The 12,689-nt window shown below is 72.0% G+C and carries 15 protein-coding genes; all 15 read left to right on the top strand.

What is annotated here, in order from left to right:
* The first annotated feature begins 182 nt into the window (after nt 1-182).
* Nucleotides 183-494, top strand: coding sequence for a flagellar FlbD family protein (locus ABWK99_RS07460; RefSeq protein WP_372594070.1), 312 nt, complete (start codon nt 183-185; stop codon nt 492-494).
* Nucleotides 494-1,261, top strand: coding sequence for a motility protein A (locus ABWK99_RS07455; RefSeq protein ID WP_372594069.1), 768 nt, complete (start codon nt 494-496; stop codon nt 1,259-1,261). Before ABWK99_RS07460 ends, ABWK99_RS07455 begins: the two co-directional genes overlap by 1 nt.
* Nucleotides 1,258-2,160: a flagellar motor protein MotB gene (locus ABWK99_RS07450; protein ID WP_372594068.1), complete on the top strand. Its 903-nt coding sequence runs from the start codon at nt 1,258-1,260 to the stop codon at nt 2,158-2,160. The genes ABWK99_RS07455 and ABWK99_RS07450 overlap by 4 nt, the downstream gene beginning before the upstream one ends.
* A gap of 5 nt (nt 2,161-2,165) precedes the next feature.
* Entirely contained in the window at nt 2,166-2,675 is a 510-nt protein-coding gene (gene fliL, locus ABWK99_RS07445; protein WP_372594067.1) for a flagellar basal body-associated protein FliL, read from the top strand.
* 167 nt (nt 2,676-2,842) lie between these two features.
* Nucleotides 2,843-3,784, top strand: coding sequence for a flagellar motor switch protein FliM (locus ABWK99_RS07440; RefSeq protein WP_372594066.1), 942 nt, complete (start codon nt 2,843-2,845; stop codon nt 3,782-3,784).
* Entirely contained in the window at nt 3,781-4,503 is a 723-nt protein-coding gene (fliN, locus tag ABWK99_RS07435; RefSeq protein ID WP_372594065.1) for a flagellar motor switch protein FliN, read from the top strand. Before ABWK99_RS07440 ends, fliN begins: the two co-directional genes overlap by 4 nt.
* Nucleotides 4,503-5,027, top strand: coding sequence for a flagellar biosynthetic protein FliO (fliO, locus tag ABWK99_RS07430; protein ID WP_372594064.1), 525 nt, complete (start codon nt 4,503-4,505; stop codon nt 5,025-5,027). The genes fliN and fliO overlap by 1 nt, the downstream gene beginning before the upstream one ends.
* Before the next feature lie 50 nt (nt 5,028-5,077).
* Entirely contained in the window at nt 5,078-5,935 is an 858-nt protein-coding gene (gene fliP, locus ABWK99_RS07425; RefSeq protein WP_372594071.1) for a flagellar type III secretion system pore protein FliP, read from the top strand.
* Entirely contained in the window at nt 5,935-6,207 is a 273-nt protein-coding gene (gene fliQ, locus ABWK99_RS07420) for a flagellar biosynthesis protein FliQ (protein WP_372594063.1), read from the top strand. Before fliP ends, fliQ begins: the two co-directional genes overlap by 1 nt.
* A gap of 3 nt (nt 6,208-6,210) precedes the next feature.
* Entirely contained in the window at nt 6,211-7,002 is a 792-nt protein-coding gene (locus ABWK99_RS07415) for a flagellar biosynthetic protein FliR (RefSeq protein ID WP_372594062.1), read from the top strand.
* A complete protein-coding gene (locus ABWK99_RS07410) occupies nt 6,999-8,105 on the top strand; it encodes a flagellar biosynthesis protein FlhB (RefSeq protein WP_372594061.1) in 1,107 nt (368 codons plus the stop codon). The genes ABWK99_RS07415 and ABWK99_RS07410 overlap by 4 nt, the downstream gene beginning before the upstream one ends.
* A gap of 79 nt (nt 8,106-8,184) precedes the next feature.
* A complete protein-coding gene (locus tag ABWK99_RS07405) occupies nt 8,185-10,248 on the top strand; it encodes a flagellar biosynthesis protein FlhA (protein WP_372594060.1) in 2,064 nt (687 codons plus the stop codon).
* Nucleotides 10,226-11,506 carry a hypothetical protein gene (locus ABWK99_RS07400; RefSeq protein ID WP_372594059.1) on the top strand — a complete coding sequence of 427 codons (1,281 nt, stop codon included), beginning with the start codon at nt 10,226-10,228 and terminating at the stop codon, nt 11,504-11,506. The genes ABWK99_RS07405 and ABWK99_RS07400 overlap by 23 nt, the downstream gene beginning before the upstream one ends.
* A gap of 87 nt (nt 11,507-11,593) precedes the next feature.
* The gene (gene csrA, locus ABWK99_RS07395; RefSeq protein WP_372594058.1) at nt 11,594-11,857 is read left to right on the top strand and encodes a carbon storage regulator CsrA; all 264 of its coding nucleotides are present in this window, start codon (nt 11,594-11,596) and stop codon (nt 11,855-11,857) included.
* A gap of 111 nt (nt 11,858-11,968) precedes the next feature.
* Nucleotides 11,969-12,689, top strand: a 721-nt coding sequence (locus ABWK99_RS07390; RefSeq protein ID WP_372594057.1) for an Hpt domain-containing protein, incomplete at its 3' end; no start/stop codon positions are given.

Raw genomic sequence — 12,689 nt, 5'->3', positions numbered from 1 at the left:
GCCCGACGGTGGCGGGCGGGCCGGCGGACCAGGGACGCGGCGCCCGACGGTGGCGCCCGATGGGCGGGCGCGACGGGCCGGCGGGCGGCTGCGGTGTGGCGGGCGGGTGATGCTGGGCGAATGGCTCAGGGCGGCGCCGTCGCGGCCGATCAGGACCTCGAAGGGCTCATGGACGGGCCCGGATGCACTCCAGGGATGGGATCACCATGATCGTCGTCACGCGACTCAACGGACCGCGCTTCGCGGTCAACCCTGACCTGCTCCAGCGGGTCGAGAGCACGCCGGACACGATCCTCACGCTGATCGACGGCACCAAGTACATCGTCGCGGAGTCGCTCGACGAGATCACCGAGCTCGTCGTGCAGTACCGCGCCCGCGTCGTCTCCGCGACGCTCGCCCTCTCCAGCCAGCCGGTCGAGGACGTCGACGCCGTCGCCGCCGTGACCGACCTCCGACCCGCCAGGGCCCTCGCGAGCGTCCCGGAGGGTGACTGATGGACCCGGCAACGCTCGGCGGGATCGCCCTCGCCTTCGGGATGGTGCTGCTGAGCATCTTCATGGAGGGCTCGAGCCCGATGTCGGTGGTGCTCTTCCCGCCGATGATCCTCGTGATCGGCGGCACGATCGGCGCCGGGATCGCCAGCGGCACGATCAAGGACGTCAAGCGCACGATGGCGAACCTGGGCAGCTGGCTGATGTTCAAGCAGCCGGACTCCGAGGCGACGGTCGAGGAGATCGTCTCCCTCGCCGACCGTGCCCGTCGTGAGGGCCTGCTCGCCCTGGAGGACTCGGCACGGGCCGTCGAGGACGAGTTCCTGCGGGACGGCTTGCAGTCCGCCATCGACGGGACCGACCCGGACGACCTGCGGGACATGCTCGAGGCGAAGATCAGCAGCAAGAAGGCCCAGGACAAGGTGTCCTCGAAGTTCTTCGCCAACATGGGCGGCTACGCCCCGACCGTCGGCATCATCGGCACCGTCGTCTCGCTCGTGCACGTGCTGGAGAACCTCTCCAACCCCGACGAGCTCGGCCACATGATCGGCGCGGCGTTCGTCGCGACCCTGTGGGGACTGCTGACCGCCAACCTCATCTACCTGCCGATCTCCGCCCGCATCACCCGGGTGTCCGAGCTCGAGCAGCAGCACATGGAGATGATCGTCGAGGGCCTCCTCGCCATCCAGGCCGGGGCCAACCCGCGCCTGGTCGGGCAGCGACTGCGCAGCCTCATGCCGCCGAGCGCGGCGAAGAAGGAGGCGGCATGAGCTCGGGTCACGGGCACGGCGGCCACGGCCGACGGCCCAAGAAGCACGAGGAGGAGGAGCACGAGAACCACGAGCGGTGGGCCGTCTCCTACGCCGACATGATGACCGTGCTCGTCGGGCTGTTCATCGTCCTGTTCGCGATGAGCAAGGTGGACGAGGTCAAGTTCGAGCAGCTCCGCCAGTCCCTCGCGATCGGCTTCGGCAACGAGGCACCGTCGATGCTCGCCGGAGGCAGTGGCGCCCTCACCGGGCTCAGCGCCTTCGAGATCACCCCGAGCCTGAAGAACGACGTCGGCGTCCCGATGGACGAGGCGATCACGCCCGACGTGACGGTCACCCCAGAGACCGACCTGACCGAGGAGCAGAAGAACTACGACCTCGCGATCACCGAGTACAACCGGCTGACCGGGATCGCCGACACCCTCGCCGAGCGCCTGGCGGCGCAGGGCCTGGACGACCGGGTCCGCTTCTCGGTCACCTCGCGCGGCCTGATCGTCGGGATGGTCGCCGACGACGTGTTCTTCCGGCCGGCGAGTGCCGAGCTCACGCCGACGGCCTACGCGATCCTCGACGCCATCGGCCCCGTCCTGCGGGACCTCAGCGAGGAGATCTCGGTCGAGGGCAACGCCAACACCCTCCCCGCCGGGCGCAACTACGAGACCAACTGGGAGCTCGCCGCCGACCGTGCCGTCCAGGTGCTACGCCGCCTCGTCGAGGTCGACGGGCTGCCGGGGACCCGGGTCGCCGCCACGAGCTTCGGTGACCAGCGCCCGCTGGCCGACCCCGAGGGCGACCCGCTCGCCGCGAACCGTCGCGTCGACCTCGTCGTCCTCTCCCCCGTCCCCGACGCCGTCAAGCAGTACCTACCCGAGGTCGCAGCCGCGGCCCAGAAGGGGTGAGCCCGATGCCCACCGAGCAGCGCGTGATCTCGAGCAAGACCAAGATCGCCCCCAAGGGCGGCGCGGGTGCGGCGGCCGAGACCGTGGACGAGGTCCCGGCCAAGCGCAGCAAGAAGACGATGATCCTCGCGATCGTCGTGCTCCTGCTGCTCGCCGGTGGCGCCGCCTACTGGTTCCTGCTCAAGCCCTCGGCCGGCGCGGCCGAAGCCGAGCCGGCCGAGCCCGAGCACGTCGCCGGCGCCGTGCAGGTCGTCGACTCCGTGAGCATCAACCTCTCCGGCGGGCACTACCTGCGCCTGGGCCTTGGCCTGCAGCTCACCGAGGAGGTCCACGAGGACGTCGACACGGCGAAGGCTCTCGACCTGGCCATCGCCCTGTTCTCCCAGCGCTCCCTCGAGGAGGTGTCCGACGCCACCGAGCGGGACGCCCTCAAGGCCGAGCTGCTGCACCAGCTCGAGGAGGCCTACGAGGGGGAGGTGATGGACGTCTACTTCACGGACTTCGTCTCGCAGTGACCTCGATCTGACCAGACCCGGGCAGGACGCCCGGGCACGCTACCGGGCAGGACGCCCGGGTCCTTACCGGGCGAGGCTGACAGCGGCCGTGCTCGGGCTCCGGCTTCACCCGGAAGTGATCGACACCGATCCCTCATCGGCGACCCTGTGCCGCCGATGTGCAGCCCGTGACGGTCTCGAACGCACCCCAGGCGACGGCCTCGACGCGCCGTAAGCGCGGTGGCCGGCCCGAGCTGTACGACTTCCGCCGCCCGATGACCCTGGCGCGCGAGCACGGACGTGTCCTGGAGATGGCGTTCGAGACCTTCGCCCGCCAGTGGGGCACCCTGCTGACCTCACGCACGCGCGTCGTCGCAGCGGTCACCCTCGAGTCCGTCGAGCTGCGCTCCTACGACGAGTTCGTCCGACCCCTCCCGGCCACGACGCTGATGATCCTGTGCCAGGTCGAGCAGAACCGCTCCACCGCGGTGCTGCAGGTCCCCGTCGAGGCGGGGATGGTGTGGATCGACTACCTACTCGGCGGCCCGGGCAAGCCGCTCGGCGACGAGGAGCGTGAGCTCACCGACATCGAGTGGTCCCTGCTGGGCGACCTGGTCCAGCACGCGCTGCACGACCTGTCCTACGCCTTCACGGCGGTCACCCCGCTCGACCTTCGTGCCAGGTCCGTGCAGTACAACCCGCAGTTCGTGCAGGCCGCTGCCGCCTCGGAGCCCGTGCTGGTCGCGACCTTCGACGTCGAGCTGGGCGGTCGCACGGCCCGTACCCGCCTGATGCTCCCGGCCGAGGTCCTCCTCGCACCGCTGCGCGCCGGGGAGGCGGCCGACGCCAGGACGGGAGAGGAGCTGCGCGAGCACCGAGCAGCTCTCGCGGCCCTCGCCGACCAGGTCCGTGAGGTCCCCGTCGTCGTCGGCGTGCGGTTCCAGCCGCTGACGATCACCTCCGGCCGGGTCGAGTCCCTGCGGGTCGGGGACGTCGTCCCCCTCGGCCACCGCGCCGATCGTCCGCTCGACGTCGTCGTCGACGACGTCCCCCTCGCGCGCGCAGCCCTCGGCAGCAACGGCGCCCGTCTTGCCTGCATGGTCGTCACCTCGGAGGAGAGTCACGCATGAGCCCGCACACCACCGATGCCACCCTGGCACCCGAGACCGTGCAGCTGGCGCAGTCCGCCGCTGCCGAGCTCGCGCGGCTGCTGCCGTCCACCGTCCCGCTGGACGTCGCCCCCGCCACGACGCTGCCCTCGGCAGAGGTCGTCGCCGTCCGCGCGGCGTTCGTCGGTGCGGTGAGCGCGGAGCTCGTCCTCGTGGCCGACCAGGCCGTGGCCGAGGCCGTCGCCCAGGCCGGCGGCATCTCGCTCGCCGAGGCCCTGCGCCCCGCGCTCGAGGCGGCAGCCGCGACGCTCGGCAACGGCGTCCTCGACACGGCGACCTCCGGGCCCGTCGGTGCCGACCTGGCAGCGCCCGACCTCGCCGTCGTCGCGCTCGCCGCGCAGGGGACGAGCGCTCCCCAGGCCTGGTTCGGCCTGCGGGTGCGGACCGCGCCCGGCCCGCTTCCCCACCAGCGCACCGTCGCCCCCACGGCCGATCTGCACCGCGGGCTCCGGCTGCTCCAGGACGTCGAGATGACGCTCACGGCGGAGATCGGCCGGACCCGCCTCCCGGTGCGCCAGGTCCTCGAGCTCGTGCCCGGCACCGTCCTCGAGCTCGACCGCGCCGCCGGCGCACCGGCCGACGTCATGGTCAACGGCCGCCTCGTCGCCCGCGGAGAGGTCGTCGTCGTCGACGAGGAGTACGGCATCCGGATCACCGAGATCGTGAGCGAGTCGCTCTGATGGACTCCTCGACCGTCGTCCTCGGCCTGCGCGTGGCACTCGCGCTGGCCTGCGTCTTCGGCCTGCTGTGGTGGGCCGGACGCCGGATGGCGGGCACCCCCGCGGGCCGTCGCGCCCGCGCCACCTCTCTCGACGTCGTCGCCAGGCAGTCCGTCGGCCAGAAGGCCTCGGTCGCGCTGATCGAGGTCGAGGGACGACGACTGCTCCTGGGCGTCAGCGAGCACGGCGTCACCCTGCTCACCGAGGTCGAGCCCGTCCCCGCCGAGCCGCAGGACGCGGCCGAGCGGATCGAGCTGGACCCGGAGGAGCTCGCGGCACTCGCCCGGCTCGACGAGCTCGAGGGCCTGGTCCCCGAGCACGCCGGGACGACGGCAGCCCGCACCCCGTCCACCCGCCCGACACCCCCCGCGGCACGGAAGCCTGCGGTCCCCACGCCCCGCAACCCTCTCGAGGGATCGGTCCTGAGCGCCGCCACGTGGCGCCAGGCGGTGGTTGCGGTGCAGGAACGGACCATTCGTCGGTGACCGCGATCCTCCCGGCCGTCGGTCACGCACCCGCCGATCGCCGGTCCCGGATGCGCCCGCTGCGCCGGCTCTCGCTGGCCCTCGTGCTCTTCGTCGCGGTGGTCACCGTGATCCTCGGCCCCGCGACGGCGCATGCCGCGACGACTGCCGCCTCGCCGGTGGCCGCCGCCGCCCTCTCGGTGCCGAGCGTCGTCGAGCCGGTCGAGCCGACCGCCCCGACCGATCCCTCCGCTCCGGACAGCGGTCCGACGGTCTCGGTGGACATCAACGGGATCGACGGCACGCCCAGCAGCTCGATCGTCGTCCTGCTGACCATCACCCTGCTGTCGGTCGCCCCCTCGTTGCTGCTCATGACGACGGCCTTCACCAAGATCTTCGTCGTCCTCGCCCTGTCGAGGAATGCCCTCGGGCTCAACGGCGTGCCGCCGAACCAGATCCTGGCGGGGCTCGCCCTCTTCCTCTCACTCTTCGTCATGGCACCCGTGGTCGGGGAGATCAACGACCTCGGGGTGCAGCCCTACCTGCACGGGGAGCTGACCTTCTCCGAGGCGGTCGACGTCGGCGCGGACCCGCTGCGGGAGTTCATGCTCGGTCAGACGCGCGAGTCCGACCTCGCGCTGGTGACCCGGGCAGCCGACCGCCCGAACCCCGAGTCGCCCGAGTCCGTCGACCTCACCACTCTCGTCCCGGCGTTCATGCTCTCCGAGCTCCGGTCGGCGTTCATCATCGGCTTCGTCATCTTCGTGCCGTTCCTGGTCATCGACCTGGTCGTCTCGGCCTCGTTGATGAGCATGGGCATGATGATGCTCCCGCCGACGATGGTCGCCCTGCCGTTCAAACTCCTGCTGTTCATCCTGGTCGACGGTTGGGGACTGGTCATCACGGCCCTGGTCGGGAGCTACAGCTGATGGACACCACTGCCGTCCTCGACATCGGCCTCCAGGCAGTCATCCTCGCCGGGAAGCTCGCCGCACCGATCCTCATCACGGCCCTCGTCGTGGGCTTCTCGGTCTCGCTGCTCCAGTCGATCACGCAGATCCAGGAGGTCACCCTCTCCTTCGTCCCGAAGGCGATCGCGGTCGCCGCCGCCCTGCTCATCGCCGGGCACTGGATGATCAGCGAGACCGTCAGCTTCACCACGCAGCTCTTCGAGCGCATCCCCTCCCTGCTGGGGGGCTGAGCCGTGGAGCTGAGCATCCCCTTGAGCACCGTCGAGACGGTCATGCTCGCCGGCGTGCGGATCGCTGCCTTCCTCGTGGTCGCACCGCCGTTCGCCCACCGTGCCGTGCCCGGGACGGTCAAGGCGATGCTCGCCGGCGGACTGGGCATCGCGGCCGCCCCACGGGCCGTCGCCGCGGCGCAGGAGGCGGGACTCACCCCTGGGGCGTCGATCGCCTCCGGCACGCCTGCCTTTCTCGGGGAGGTGCTGCTGCAGGTCGTCGTCGGGTTGTCGCTCGGCTTCCTGGTCTCCCTGGTCTTCGCGGCCGTGCAGTCGGCAGGGAACCTCATCGACCTGTTCGGCGGCTTCCAGATCGCCCAGGCCTTCGACCCGATGTCGATGACCAACGGCGCGCAGTTCTCCCGGCTCTACCAGATGACGGCGCTGGTCCTGCTCTTCGCCTCCGACGCCTACCAGGTGCTCATCACCGGGCTCGTGCACAGCTTCGACGCCCTTCCGCTGGGAGCCGGGATCGACCTGGCCACCCTCGCGCAGACCCTCACCACGGGCGTCAGCGGGATGGTCGTCTCCGCTCTGCAGATCGCCGGGCCGCTGATCGCCGTGCTCTTCCTCGCCGACGTCGGCCTCGGTCTGCTCACGCGTGTGGCTCCGGCCCTCAACGCCTTCGCCCTCGGCTTCCCGCTGAAGATCCTCCTCACGCTCGTCCTGGGCGCCAGCGCCTACCTCGCCCTTCCGCACGTGGTCGCGAGCCTGACCGACGACTCGATCACCGGACTGCTGGAGGTGACCCGTTGAGCGACTCCCAGGAGAAGTCCGAGAAGGCCACCCCGCAGCGGATGAAGAAGCTCCGCAAGGACGGGGCGCTGCAGCGCTCGCAGGACCTCTCGGCATGGCTGGGCATCGGCGTGGGCGGGCTCGTGCTGCCGTTCGTCCTCGCGGCCGGGTCCAGGCACGGGTCCAGCCAGCTGCTCGCCGTGCGGGAGGTGATCGCCCACCCGGAGCTCTCGTTCGCGATCCAGGCACTGGAGACCGGACTGGGCTCGGTGCTCCTGATCGTCGCGCCCCTGCTCGGCGCGACCGTGCTGACCGCCGTCGCCGGTTCCGCCGTGCAGGGTGGCATCCACATCTCCGGGAAGAAGCTCAAGCCGACGTTCAAGCAGTTCAACCTCGCGCAGGGAGTCAAGCGGACCTTCGGCAAGCAGGCGCTGTGGCAAGGAGTGAAGGCCACGCTGAAGACCTTCGCGATCGGCGCCGTCCTGTGGTCCGTCGTCCAGGGGCTCGTCCCGATGATGCTCGGCTCCGGCACCCACACCCTGCGTCAGATCCTCACGGTGGCCGGGGACGGGACGGGGAACCTGCTCCGCACGGCGGTGATCGCCGGCCTCATCCTCGCCGCAGCCGACGTGTTCGTCGTGCAGAAGCGCAACCTCAAGCAGACCCGGATGACCAAGCGCGAGATCAAGGACGAGTCCAAGCAGTCCGAGGGTGACCCGCAGCTCAAGGGCGCGATCCGCTCCCGTCAGCTCGCGATGAGCCGCAACCGGATGATCTCCGACGTCGCCACGGCCGATGTCGTCCTGGTGAACCCCACCCATGTCGCCGTCGCCCTGCGCTACGAACCGGGTTCTGGCGCACCGAAGGTCGTCGCCAAGGGCAAGGGGCACGTCGCGACCCGGATCCGCGAGGTCGCAGCGCAGAAGCGGGTGCCGATGGTCGAGGACGTCCCGCTCGCCCGCGCGCTGCACTCCGCCTGCCGCCTGGGCGAGGAGATCCCGGGAGAGCTGTACACGGCCGTCGCCCGGATCCTCGCGTTCGTCATGGCCCTGCGCCGTCGCGGCGGTGCCACGGGGATCCAGAAGGCCCCGGGCGGTCCCACGAGGATCCCGGTGGCCGCATGAGACCTCGCGCGCACGCCCCCCGCCCGCTCAGCACCCGACCCGCCCGGCACCCCGCCGGCCCCGCCCAGGAGGACCACCGATGAACGGCAGGAACCTCACCCAGCTGGCCGTTCCGCTCGGCGTCGTCGGCGTCGTCCTGCTGCTCGTCGTCCCGCTGCCCTCGGCGATGCTCGACGTGCTCATCGTGACGAACATCGCGATCTCGCTCGTCGTGCTGCTGACCAGCATGTACGTGTCCAAGCCGCTGGACTTCTCGGTCTTCCCCTCGCTGCTGCTGGTGCTCACCCTGTTCCGCCTGGGCCTGAACGTCGCCTCGACCCGACTCGTGCTGCGCGACGGCTTCGCCGGGAAGGTCATCGACGCCTTCGGCCACTACGTCGTCGGCGGATCGCTCGTCATCGGCCTGGTGATCTTCCTCATCCTGGTGGTCATCCAGTTCGCGGTCATCACCAACGGCGCCGGTCGCGTCGCGGAGGTGGGTGCGCGGTTCACCCTCGACGCGATGCCCGGCAAGCAGATGGCGATCGACGCCGACCTCAACTCCGGCCTGATCGACGAGGACGAGGCCCGCCGTCGCCGCAAGGAGGTCGGCGCGGAGGCGGACTTCTACGGGGCCATGGACGGTGGCTCGAAGTTCGTCAAGGGAGATGCGATCGCCGGGATCGTCATCACGATCATCAACCTGCTCGGTGGCTTCGCCGTCGGCATGCTCCAGATGGGCATGAGCCCCGGTGAGGCGATCGAGCGGTTCAGCCTGCTGACCATCGGCGACGGACTGGTCACCCAGATCCCCGCGCTGCTGATGTCCGTCTCGACGGGTCTGATCGTCACGCGGGCCACCTCGGACTCGGACATGGGCACCGCGGCGAGCGAGCAGCTCACCCAGAGCCGGACCGCCCTGCTCATCGCCGGTGCCGCCTCGATCGGTCTGGCCCTGGTCCCCGGGATGCCGAAGCTGCCCTTCATGATCGTGGGATCGCTGCTCATCGTCGTCGCCCAGCGGATCAAGGCGGGCAAGGACGCGCAGGCGGGTGCGGAGCTCCTCGCCGCCCAGGCCACCCCTGGTGCGGCACCGGGGAGCAACGACACCCCGGAGGCGCTCATCGAGCAGATGCGGGTGCACGCGCTGGAGATCATGCTCGCTCCCGACCTCGTCGACCTCGTGGGCTCCGGCTCGGACCAGGACCTGCTCGCCCGTGTCCGTGGACTGCGCCGCAAGATCGCGATGGAGCTCGGGATCGTCGTCCCGCCGGTGCGCACGCGCGACTCGGTCGACCTGCCGCGCTCGACCTACGTCGTGCGGATCGCCGGGGTCGAGGTCGGCCGCGGCGAGGCCCCCGCCGGCCGGCTGCTCGCGCTCGGCGACCACCTGGAGGGCCTGGGCGGCACCGCCGTCGTCGAGCCCGTCTTCGGCCTGCCGGGCAAGTGGATCCCCGCCGAGCTGCGCCACTCGGCGGAGATGCTCGGCGCGACGGTCGTCGACCGGGTCTCGGTGCTCATCACGCACCTGGGCGCGATCATCGACCAGAACGCCGGGCGGCTGCTCTCCCGCGAGGACGTGCGGGTGCTCACCGAGGGCGTCAAGTCCGTCAACCCCTCCGTCGTCGACGAGCTCGTCCCGGGCCTGCTCACCCTCGGCGAGGTCCAGCGGGTGCTCCAGGGCCTGCTCGCCGAGCGCGTCCCGGTGCGCGACCTCAGCCGGATCTACGAGGCGCTCACCCTGCGGGCCAAGGTCTCCACCGATCCCGAGGGCCTGGTCGAGGCCGCACGCAGCGGGCTCGGCCCGGCACTGGCCGCCCCGTACGCCTCCGACGGCGTGCTGCGCGTGATCACGCTCGACCCGATGCTCGAGCAGTCGCTCGCCGAGTCGGTGCGGCCGGCCGAGGGCGGCACGCAGCTGCTCCTCGACCCGGCGCGGGCCGAGCGCATCCTCACCTCGATGCGGCAGGTCGTCGGGCAGGCGGAGTCCTCGGGGAAGACCGCCGTCCTGGTGTGTGCTCCCGGTCTGCGCCCGGCGCTGCACCGTACGGTTGTCCTGTCGCTCCCCGCCCTGGCCGTGCTCTCCTACGGGGAGGTGACGGGGGCCGGGCTGCAGATCGAGACGGTGGGGGTGGTGACCGATGTCCACGCGATTGCTGCTTGACGGCGAGGACCTGCGCACCCTCATGCTGCGCGTGCGCGACGAGATGGGGCCCGACGCCCGGATCGTGCGGGCCGAGCGCGTGCGCACCGGCGGCATCGCCGGCTTCTTCGCGAAGGAGCACTACGAGCTGACCGTCGAGGTTCCCGAGCCTCCGCGCCGTCGGCTCGGCCGGGCACGGGCGGCGACCACGATCGACGCCCCCCGGTCCGCGGGAACCTCGGTCGAGGCGGTCGGCCTGGACGCGCTCCTGGCCGCTGCGGACGCGGTCGAGGGCTCGCTCAGCCACGCCGCGCCGACGTCCCAGGACTCCGTCCCCGACGTGTCGACCGGCGGCGAGACGTTCGCCGACGTGCTCGCGGCCATGCACGAGCTGGTCGGGACCGAGCCCGCGCCCTCCGCCGAGGACCGTCCGGCAGCGGCACCGGAACGCACCGTCCGCCCTGCCGTCTTCCCGCAGCTCGACGGGAGCGGAGCCGAGGCCCCGACGACCCCGACTGCACCCTCCGCCCCGGCCGCACCGCAGGAGCCCCCCGGTGAGGACCTCACCGCACCCGCCCCCGAGCCGCGCGGCGTCGTGGAGCCGGACGACGCCGACCGCCCACGGTCCACCGTCGCCTCCTTGCTCGAGCTCGGCATCCCGACGCGCCTGCTCGCCGGTTCGACGGACCCGCACGCGCCCGTCGCCCTGTCCCAGCTCGTGCGGCGCTTCGACCGGCCCCGTCCGGTGCGACTGCGGCCGGGGAACGTGGTGGTGGTCGCCGGGGAGCCCGAGGTGGCGCTGCGGACGGCTCAGCAGATGACGCACCGCGCGGGGCTCGCCCCGACCGACGTCGTCCTGGCGGGCGACCTGCCGGCCCGCCCCGGCCACGGGCGCCGCCTCCTCACCACGATCCAGGCCGCCCGGTTCCGCGAGAAGGTCCCGGACGACGTCCCGACGGTCGTGGCCCTCGGGGTGGGTCCTGGCGCGGAGCACCTCGCGGAGGCCGCTGCCCTGCTCGCCGCCCTCGAGCCCGACGACGCCTGGGCCGCGATCGACGCACGGTCCCGCGGGGTGGAGCTGCGCCGCTGGCTGCGCGCCGTCGGCGCCCGGCGACCCTTCGACGCCGTCGCCGCCACCGAGACCTTCGCCGCGCAGGCACCTGGCACGGTCCTCAACCTGGGCGTGCCCGTGGGCTGGGTGGACGGTCTGCCGGCCTCACCCGTGGTCTGGGCCGCCGTGCTGAGCGAACGACTGGCCGACGACGCGCGCTGGGAGTGAGTCGACCGGTCGCCTCGGCCGGGGAGCGACGCGCGCGTGCAGCGGCCACCGGGGCTCCCGGGACCGGGAGCAGATAGTCTCGCCTGCATGCTGGTCCTGAGTCGTCGCGTCGGCGAACGCCTGGTCATCGGTGACGACATCGTCATCACCGTGATCGACGTGCGCAGCGACGGCGTGCGCATCGGTATCGACGCCCCGCGATCGGTGCGCGTCAACCGGGCCGAGGTGCTCGAGGCCGTCACCCAGGCGAACCAGGACGCGGCCCGGTCCGCCGACGACTCGGCCATCGACAGCCTGCGCGCGCTGCGCCCCCCGACGCCCGAGGCCCCAGACCCGACACCCGAGGCCTGAGCCCGACGTCCCGTCCGGGACGGACCCCCCACCACCCCTCACAACCTGCCGGAACTGTCCGATGAGGCAGATCAGCGACGGGTCTGCCGTCGCCCGGCCGTGGGAGGACCTGTGGAGGACCTGGACGACATCGTCCACGAGTTCCTGGTGGAGTCTCGCGAGAACCTCGATCAGCTCGACTCCGACCTGGTCGCCCTGGAGAGCGCCCCGGGCTCCCGCGGGCTGCTCGGGAGCATCTTCCGCACGATCCACACCATCAAGGGGACGAGCGGCTTCCTCGCCTTCGGCCGTCTCGAGCGACTGACGCACGCCGGGGAGAACCTCCTCGTCGAGCTGCGTGACGGCCGGCGCACGATGGACCAGCCGACGACCGACGTGCTCCTGCGGATGGTCGACACGGTGCGCGTCGTGCTCGACGCCATCGAGTCCGGTACCGGGGAGTCCGCCGTCGACGTGGCACCCGTCGTCGCCGCCCTCGAGGGCGTCCTCGCCGGCAGTGTCGCCGCACCGGCACCCGCACCCGCGCCCGCCGCGGCTCCCGCACCCGTCCCCGCAGCGGCTCCGGAGCAGGCGGCCGAGCCCCAGGAGTCCCACGAGCCCTCCCCCGAGCGGCCCGTCGCCGTCGTCGGCGCGCCGACGCTGCGCGTGCGCGTCAAGCAGCGCCCCGGCGAGGCACGCACCGAGCCCGCGCCACCCGCGGACCCGCCCAGCCTGACGCCTCCCGCCGACCGCGACCCCGCGGACCCGCCGCTCGCGAACGACGTCGTGCCCTCCCCGCACCACCCCGTGAACGCACCGGAACGGGTCGAGGAGGCCCGCCCGGCGCAGCCCG

The organism is Actinotalea sp. (assembly GCF_041597215.1).
Classification (GTDB): Bacteria; Actinomycetota; Actinomycetes; order Actinomycetales; family Cellulomonadaceae; genus Actinotalea.
This window is presented reverse-complemented; position numbering and strand designations above follow the sequence as displayed.

Bases quoted from the DNA above. Each gene is read 5' to 3' on its own strand.
- ABWK99_RS07405 (WP_372594060.1), top strand. From the start codon at position 8,185: ATGAACGGCAGGAACCTCACCCAGCTGGCCGTTCCGCTCGGCGTCGTC.
- ABWK99_RS07460 (WP_372594070.1), top strand. From the start codon at position 183: ATGCACTCCAGGGATGGGATCACCATGATCGTCGTCACGCGACTCAAC.
- ABWK99_RS07400 (WP_372594059.1), top strand. From the start codon at position 10,226: ATGTCCACGCGATTGCTGCTTGACGGCGAGGACCTGCGCACCCTCATG.
- fliN (WP_372594065.1), top strand. From the start codon at position 3,781: ATGAGCCCGCACACCACCGATGCCACCCTGGCACCCGAGACCGTGCAG.
- csrA (WP_372594058.1), top strand. From the start codon at position 11,594: ATGCTGGTCCTGAGTCGTCGCGTCGGCGAACGCCTGGTCATCGGTGAC.
- fliO (WP_372594064.1), top strand. From the start codon at position 4,503: ATGGACTCCTCGACCGTCGTCCTCGGCCTGCGCGTGGCACTCGCGCTG.
- fliQ (WP_372594063.1), top strand. From the start codon at position 5,935: ATGGACACCACTGCCGTCCTCGACATCGGCCTCCAGGCAGTCATCCTC.
- ABWK99_RS07450 (WP_372594068.1), top strand. From the start codon at position 1,258: ATGAGCTCGGGTCACGGGCACGGCGGCCACGGCCGACGGCCCAAGAAG.
- ABWK99_RS07455 (WP_372594069.1), top strand. From the start codon at position 494: ATGGACCCGGCAACGCTCGGCGGGATCGCCCTCGCCTTCGGGATGGTG.
- fliL (WP_372594067.1), top strand. From the start codon at position 2,166: ATGCCCACCGAGCAGCGCGTGATCTCGAGCAAGACCAAGATCGCCCCC.
- fliP (WP_372594071.1), top strand. From the start codon at position 5,078: ATGCGCCCGCTGCGCCGGCTCTCGCTGGCCCTCGTGCTCTTCGTCGCG.